Here is a 6,398-nt window from a genome sequence, read left to right as displayed (position 1 = left end):
CCCCCGGCCCCCTCGACATCCTTCTTGAGCTCAGGCTCTACCGCGCGGGCGATCGCGCTTCGCGCGTTGCATCGGATGGCAATATCGCCCGTTTGGCGATCCGGTCGATGTGGTCGGGGCGGAAGCCGCTCCAGTGGTCCTCGTCGGTGATGACGACGACGGGTGCCTCGGTGTAGCCCAGGTCCTCCACGACATACGTGCGTGCCGCCTCGTCGTCCCTGATGTTCACCTCGACGAACGCGATCCCCTTGCTCGTCATCACGTTCTTGGTCAGCGTGCAGCGTGCGCATGCCGGGCCGGTGGTGTACACCGTGATCTGCTCAGCCATTGCTCTGCCCTTCTCCTTACCAACCGTTTCTCTTTGCCTTCCGGCAATCGAGGGATTAGCGGCGGGCGCAGCGGAGGGAGCAACGGACCGTGGAATACCGGACTGAGCGCAGCGAGGGAGGATATGCCGCGAAAGCCGTTGGCCCGCAGTGGAGCCGACGTATCCTCGACAGCCGGACAGGTCAAAGAGTGCGTGAGAGTGTCTGCGCCGCGCAGCGGCTCCTTCTGCGGGCCGGCCTCCGTGTCGGCTCGCTGTGGTGTGCTGTCGTCGCATGATTGCGTCGGTTGAGCCGGTTAGCTCTCGTGGTCGTGCGGGGCGAGGTGCAGCCGGTAGGCCGCGGCGACGAGCGCGCTGCGCGAGGGCGCGCCGGCATCGGCGGTGAGCTCGTCGAGTGCGCGACGTTGGTCGCCGTCGAGGCGTAGCTGGATCTGGATGCCGCCGCTGCCTCGTGCGCGGCGGGCGCGGCGTTGCAGCGGGCCTGCGCTGTGCTCGGTGGGTGCGCTGGCGAACTCGGCGCGCAGCTGCTCGGTGGGGATGTGGTCGAGGGCGTCGACGAGGAGTTCGTCGTAGGTCTTGTCCGGCTCCCCCGCTGTCGTGGTGCGGGTCTTGGCGGCGCGGACAAGGGCGAGGATGTCGGGCTCGAGGTAGACGGCGACGTTCTGCACGCCCGCGTGCTGTGCCGCGGCGCGGCGAACAGCCGTCGGGCGTTCGGTGGCGGGCTTGGGCGTCGGCTTCTGCCGCGGGGCGGCCGGCTCGACTGCTACTGCCGTGTCGGCCGTCGCGGGGTCGGCGGGGCGGGTGTTCTTGGGTAGGAGGCCGCCGAGGCTGGCTGCGCGGCCGCTGCCGGAGCCTTTGAAGGCGTCTGCAAGGTTGGGGCGCTCGATCTGCGGTTCGCTCATGATGCGACGCTCACTTCCTGCTCGATGTCCGCGACGCGGGTCAGCAGCTCGCGGGCGATGTTCTCGTAGTCGGTGGCGAGTCCGGATGCGTCGCGGGCGTACAGCCCGCCCGTGGGGGTCGTGCCGCTGCGGAGGGCGCTGATGCGGGCTGCACGGTCGGTGATCGCGGCCTCTTCCAGCTCGTGGACGAGGAGGCCGCGCCGCCGGGCGTCAGCGGCGGCGCTGTCGAGGGGTTACCTGCTTAGCCGATGTGCTCGCGGTGGGTGCGCATGGCGGTCCACGCCCCACCAGTACTGCCGGACCGTCACCGGTGTGGGTGTCCGTATCGGTGGGGATCCGCGTCGAAAGCCTTGGCGCATCCGATTGAGCAGAAGTAGAACGTCGTGCCGTCGTGCTCTCGGGTTGCGGCGGCTGTCGCAGGGTCGATCAGCATCCCGCAGACCGGGTCCGTGACCAGTTCTGCGTTGTCGGTCGCGTCGCCGTTGTGGTGGTGTGTCATGGGATTCTCCTCGGGTTGGGGTCAGGCAGGGGGGACTGTCAGGATGCTGCAGCGGGAGCGGCAGGTGAGGGGAGGCGCAGCCTCTTGAGCAGGAGCGCGTTCACGGCGACGATGACGCTGGAGCCGGACATCGAGATGGCGGCGATCTCCGGGCTGAGCATGATCCCCAGCGAGGAGACGAAGACGCCGGCGGCGATCGGGAGGGCGACGGCGTTGTAGCCGATGGCCCAGCCGAGGTTCTGTCGCATCTTTCGGACGGTGCCTTTCCCGATCCGCAGCGCGATCGCGACGTCGAGAGGGTCGGAGCGCATCAGCACGACATCGGCGGTCTCGATGGCCACATCGGTTCCCGCGCCGATGGCGACGCCCAGGTCTGCTTGAGCGAGGGCGGGGGCGTCGTTCACGCCGTCGCCGACCATGGCAACCTTCTTGCCCGCCCGTTGCAGCTCGGCGATCCGTGCGGACTTGTCCTCGGGGAGGACTTCGGCGATCACGGTGTCGATGCTCAACAGGGAGGCGATCCGCTTTGCCGTGGGCTCGTTGTCGCCGGTGAGCATAACGACCTCGATGCCAGCCTCGTGGAGGGCCGTGACCGCTGCCGCGGCGGTCTCTCGCGGCGCGTCCGCCAGCGCGATCACCCCAGCTGCCTCGCCGTCCACCGCGAATGCGATGGCGGTGCGTCCGGTGGAGGCCAGTCCGTGGAGGGCTGCCTCGATGGGGCTGATGTCGATGCCCTCATCGGCCATCAGACGGGTGTTGCCCATCACCACGCGGTGGCCGTCGACGGTGGCGACAGCGCCGAGCCCGGTCACATTCCGGAATGCGCTGGCGGTGCGTCGGGGGATGTTGCGGGCGTCGGCGTAGGCGACGACCGCCCTGGCGAGCGGATGCTCAGATTCGCGTTCCGCTGCGGCCGCGAGGGAGAGCAGTTCGATGTCGTTCATGCCGATCGGCAGGTAGTCCGTGACTTCGGGTTCGCCCTTGGTCAGAGTGCCGGTCTTGTCGAGGACGACCGTATCGATATGGGCAGCGGATTCCAGGGCGCTGGCGTTCTTGAACAGCACGCCGCGTTTGGCGCCGAGTCCGGTGCCGACCATGATCGCAGTCGGTGTGGCCAGGCCGAGCGCGTCGGGGCAGGTGATCACCACGACGGTGATGGCGAACAGGATCGCTGTAGGCACTGGGGCGCCGATCAGCAGCCAGGCGAGGAAGGTGACCGTGCCGCCGATCAGGGCGACCAGGACCAGCCAGAACGCCGCCCGGTCGGCGAGGCGTTGCCCGGGGGCTTTGGAGTTCTGCGCCTCCTGGACGAGCGCGACGATCTGCGCGAGGGCGGTGTCGGCGCCGACCTTGGTGGCCCGTACCCGGAGGGTCCCGGTGGTGTTGACGGTGGCGCCGATCACCTCGGATCCGGGCGTTTTGAGGACCGGGAGGCTCTCGCCGGTCACCATGGATTCGTCGATCTCCGAGTCGCCTTCTTCGACGGTGCCGTCGGTGGGGATCTTCGCGCCGGGTCGGACCAGCATGAGATCGCCGGGGACGACGTCGGCGGTGGGCACCTCGACCTCTTCGCCGTCGCGGAGCACGACTGCGCGGGGAGGGGCGAGCTCGAGCAGGGTGCGGATCGCGTCGTTCGCCCCGCCGCGGGCGCGCATCTCCACCCAATGGCCGAGCAGCACGAACGCGGCAAGCACGGTGGCGGCTTCGTAGAACACTTCACCGCCGCCGGTGAGGGTGACCGCCACGCTGTACAGCCAGCCGGTGCCGACACCGACGGCGACCAGCACCATCATGTCCAGGGTGCGGGCTCGGAGCGCACGGAAGGCCCCATCGAAGAAGATCCAGGCGGAGTAGAAGATCACCGGCAGCGAGAGGATCAGCGAGAACACGTCATCGCGCAGCCCGAACGGTGCGGGCACGGTGAACCCCAGCACTTCCCGGCCGATCGGGGACCACAAGATGATCGGGACGGACAGCACGGCGGCCACGATGAACCGGTTGCGCATATCGCGGATCATCGAGGCCATGGACATTCCCGCGTGGCTTCCGCCGTGCCCCATCACATCCTGCATGCTGCGGTCTGCCATCTCGTGGCCTCCGTGATCCAGGGCTTGGCGTGGGACCTGATCCGCGGAGGTCTCGCCGCCCACAGGTGCGGGGCTGGTCATGGCGGCGTGATCGTGAGCCGGGGTCGTCGGGCCTAGGGGCCGTGCATCCCCGGGCGGCGGCACGTGTGGTTCGGTCGGGGGCGGGCGGTGGTCGGTGTGCGCCGGCCGGGTGGGGTCGTCGGCGGGATCGCAGATGTGCTCGGGGACGGACTGCCCGGCGCAGTGGTAGCCGCACTCGATGATCCACTGCCGCAGCTGATCCTGTGAGGTCAGCTCCGGGTTGTAGGTCACGTTCGCGGTCTGGGAGACCGGGTTCGCCTCGACATCAGTGACACCCGCCTGCCGCAGCAGGGTGGCCTCGACCGTGGCCTTTGAGGACGCCCAGGACAACCCCTCGACTTCCAACACCACGGTTCGCGTCGTGTTGCTCATGATCTTCTCTTCTCGGTGATCGGCGGACGTCGGGTTCATTGTGAAGCGTCCGTCCTGATGACAGTCCGCCAGGTTTTTCCGGCGTCGGTGGTTATGCGCACTCCGCCCTCGTCAGCGATGGCGACAGCTCCGTCGAAGCTGGCCGCGATTGCCGAGGCGGCGCCGGTGGCGTGCCCGGCGGTCTTCCAGACGGCCCCCTCGGTCGTGCTTCCGGTCCAGATCATGCCGTCCGCATCGACCCCGATGATGCCCTCCTCCGCTGTCGGGTCGGCCGTGATCACCAGAAGCGCCGGGGCGTTGGCGACCGCGGTGAAGGTGATGCCGCCGTCGCGGCTGACCATCAGACCCTCCGGAGTGGTGGCAGTGACCACATCGGCTTTCATCGGGTCGATGCTGATGTCCCGTGCCGTCAGCGGGCCAAGGTCCTCCCAGGTCTGCCCGGCATCACCGCTCGCGGCGAGGACCGCCCGGTCGGACGGAAGCCCGAGGAGGAAGTCGGGGGCGGCGGGGGTGGCGGCGAGAAGGTGGAAGTCGGTGACGCCTGCCAGCGACACCTGTTCCCAGCCGGCGTCGCTGTAGCGGACCAGGCCCACGTTGGGGGCAGTGAAGGTGTGGTCCTGGTTGGCCGGGTCAGGGTGGCCGGACGCGAGGATGGTGTCCGCGTGGACGGTCAGTCCCATCGCATCGAAGGTGGTCTTCCCGACCAGGGAGGTGTCGTCGGTCGTCGGGTCGACCCGGTAGACACCGGTGTGTGCGCCGACCAGCACCGCCCCGTCCGGGTCGAAAGCGACGTCGTGGACGTGCGGTATGAGATCGAGCGAGGTCTCATTCTCGGGTACAGCCGCGCATGCGGCGGCGGTCAGGACAACCGTGGTGGCGAGGCCAAAAGCGGCGAGAGTGCGTGTATGTGTCTTCATGGTGGCGGTCTCCCTGGGTCGGGGGTCGGCCGTCGGGTGCGGCCGGCCCCTGACGGTCAGAGTGTCGCGAGAATCTCCTCCATCGTGGTGATCTCGGTGGTCTGTGAGGCGATGATGGCCTCTGCGAGGGCGATCACGTCGGCGTTCTGGCCGTTCTCGACTTCGGTCTGCGCCATGTCGATCGCGCCTTCGTGGTGGACGATCATCTGCTCCAGGAAGAGGCGGGAGGCCTCCGCACCGGTGGCGTCCTGGAGGGCTTGCATGTCGGTGTCCGACATCATCCCTCCGTGGTCCATTCCGTCCATGTCCCCCATCGGGGTGCCCCAGTCATCGAGCCAGGACTCCATCAGCTCGATCTCCGGGCCTTGGGCGGCCTTGATCTGCTCGGCCAGGGTGATGACGCGCTCGTCGATGCCGTCCTTGGCGAGGATCATGTCGGCCATTTCAACGGCTTGTTCGTGATGGGGAATCATCATCATCGTGAACTGCATGTCGGCGTTGTTCACGTCGGCGGCCGGGGATGCGGATGCCGACGAGCCCATTCCGGGCATGTTGGGCATCCCGCCGCTGCCGGTGGCGCCGGCGCAACCAGCGAGGGCGAGCAGGGCGGTCAGGGTGATCGCGGCGGTCGCCGCGGCACGGTTCTTCATGTGGTTCTCCTCAGTCGTCTGTGTGGCGCGCACGATCGGTGTGATCGCGCGCGAAAGCTCGGCTGCCCTTAACGGGTCAGCGAGCTGCCATCACGTTCGACTGATGCAAAGAACGAGAAGAGAGGGTGGTCGAGACAGCGCTGCCCGGCCGGCGACCATGAGGGGTCCGGCCCGGCCGAACACGACACCCCAGCTGACGCCAGCGCGGGGCAGGAGGAAAAGCAGCGATACGACCAGGAGGGCAAGGACGCACGCCATCGCGAGCATGGCTTCATGCCCCCCGCAGTCCGGGCAACCGTCGTCAGCCGGTGGCGCATCGTGGCCGTGGGCGGCGCCGGCTTCCTGCACGGACACGGCGGCGGCAGGCTCGGCGTGGGCTGTCGGGGCGGCCAGCGCGTGCATGGCGAGCAGCCCGATGATGAGCGCGGCGGTGAGGGCGATGAGCAACAGCACAGAATGACCCAGCCCGGAAGGGCCGCGACGCAGATGCTGCGCGAGAGTGATCATCGAGAACTCACCTCCTCCTCTTCAGGGTAATCGTCCCTGGCGGCCGGCGTGGAACCGC

The 6,398-nt window shown here is 68.4% G+C and carries 7 protein-coding genes; all 7 read right to left on the bottom strand.

Annotation, left to right across the window (positions count from 1 at the left end; all coding sequences use genetic code 11):
* Positions 1-37: 37 nt before the first annotated feature.
* On the bottom strand, positions 38-328 hold the full coding sequence (locus tag AB0P18_RS06135) for a glutaredoxin domain-containing protein (RefSeq protein ID WP_363359368.1): 291 nt from the start codon (positions 326-328) through the stop codon (positions 38-40).
* Between the two features lie 293 nt (positions 329-621).
* Positions 622-1,227 (bottom strand): hypothetical protein, encoded by a 606-nt coding sequence (locus AB0P18_RS06130; protein WP_363359367.1) that lies wholly within the window; start codon positions 1,225-1,227, stop codon positions 622-624.
* A 304-nt stretch (positions 1,228-1,531) separates the two neighbouring features.
* Positions 1,532-1,726, bottom strand: coding sequence for a YHS domain-containing protein (locus tag AB0P18_RS06125; protein ID WP_292858896.1), 195 nt, complete (start codon positions 1,724-1,726; stop codon positions 1,532-1,534).
* 38 nt (positions 1,727-1,764) lie between these two features.
* Positions 1,765-4,266, bottom strand: a complete 2,502-nt coding sequence (locus AB0P18_RS06120; RefSeq protein ID WP_292858893.1) for a heavy metal translocating P-type ATPase — start codon at positions 4,264-4,266, stop codon at positions 1,765-1,767.
* 35 nt (positions 4,267-4,301) lie between these two features.
* On the bottom strand, positions 4,302-5,183 hold the full coding sequence (locus AB0P18_RS06115; RefSeq protein ID WP_051526139.1) for a hypothetical protein: 882 nt from the start codon (positions 5,181-5,183) through the stop codon (positions 4,302-4,304).
* A 56-nt stretch (positions 5,184-5,239) separates the two neighbouring features.
* Positions 5,240-5,833, bottom strand: a complete 594-nt coding sequence (locus AB0P18_RS06110) for a DUF305 domain-containing protein (protein ID WP_028495391.1) — start codon at positions 5,831-5,833, stop codon at positions 5,240-5,242.
* A gap of 90 nt (positions 5,834-5,923) precedes the next feature.
* Positions 5,924-6,340: a DUF6153 family protein gene (locus tag AB0P18_RS06105; protein ID WP_231478563.1), complete on the bottom strand. Its 417-nt coding sequence runs from the start codon at positions 6,338-6,340 to the stop codon at positions 5,924-5,926.
* Positions 6,341-6,398 lie beyond the last annotated feature (58 nt).

This window comes from Microbacterium sp. NPDC064584, from assembly GCF_040687315.1.
GTDB classification, from domain to species: Bacteria; Actinomycetota; Actinomycetes; order Actinomycetales; family Microbacteriaceae; genus Microbacterium; species Microbacterium lacus.
The sequence above is the reverse complement of the archived record's forward strand: the minus strand, read 5'-3'. Positions and strand labels throughout refer to the sequence as shown.

Coding starts and splice junctions, on each gene's coding strand:
- AB0P18_RS06110 (WP_028495391.1), bottom strand. CDS start 5,833: ATGAAGAACCGTGCCGCGGCGACCGCCGCGATCACCCTGACCGCCCTG.
- AB0P18_RS06135 (WP_363359368.1), bottom strand. CDS start 328: ATGGCTGAGCAGATCACGGTGTACACCACCGGCCCGGCATGCGCACGC.
- AB0P18_RS06115 (WP_051526139.1), bottom strand. CDS start 5,183: ATGAAGACACATACACGCACTCTCGCCGCTTTTGGCCTCGCCACCACG.
- AB0P18_RS06105 (WP_231478563.1), bottom strand. CDS start 6,340: ATGATCACTCTCGCGCAGCATCTGCGTCGCGGCCCTTCCGGGCTGGGT.
- AB0P18_RS06125 (WP_292858896.1), bottom strand. CDS start 1,726: ATGACACACCACCACAACGGCGACGCGACCGACAACGCAGAACTGGTC.
- AB0P18_RS06120 (WP_292858893.1), bottom strand. CDS start 4,266: ATGAGCAACACGACGCGAACCGTGGTGTTGGAAGTCGAGGGGTTGTCC.
- AB0P18_RS06130 (WP_363359367.1), bottom strand. CDS start 1,227: ATGAGCGAACCGCAGATCGAGCGCCCCAACCTTGCAGACGCCTTCAAA.